The 511-nt window shown below is 49.5% G+C and carries 1 pseudogene; it reads right to left on the minus strand.

Annotation, left to right across the window (positions count from 1 at the left end):
* Window positions 1-511: pseudogene (locus BHE18_RS23470) on the minus strand (hypothetical protein); the annotation flags it as partial.

A 511-nucleotide genomic window follows, 5' to 3' on the forward strand; every position in this document is an offset into this window, starting at 1 on the left:
CAGCAGGAGAGGAATGGGCAGTGAGCATGGTAAGAATTAGTGAAAGTACAAGCATAGTGAAGGAGGTGGGCATACGGTAGTAGGGACGTATGGTACGTTGGGGGGACAACCAAAGTGACAAAGGAGTTAAGTACTGGAGAATGAGTCATGGGGTGATAGTTAATTGAGATTGTTTTTTTTTTTTCAAGTCCCTTAATCTCGATTTGATACGTCCCTGTCTGCTCATTAACACCAAAATTACAGCTATCCGGGTTATATCCACCATCACCATAATCAAAGCCTGGGGCCGGACCACTTTCTGGGTTCTTAGGCTTGAACTCGAAGCGCGGAGCTAATACTTGCTCCATCAGCAGGCTTGCCGCGATGGCTTTCAAGGTATCGTTGACTGCCTCGGTGACAGCCCCCTCAACAGCATCCGGCTCGGCGATCAGGTTAGTAAACCTTGCGCGGTTTTTACCCGGCGCGTCGCGAGTAGCGCGACCGATAATTTGCACGATCTCAGTCAGGATGG

Source organism: Rossellomorea aquimaris, from assembly GCF_001877785.1.
In the GTDB taxonomy this organism is placed as follows: domain Bacteria; phylum Bacillota; class Bacilli; order Bacillales; family Bacillaceae_B; genus Rossellomorea; species Rossellomorea aquimaris_A.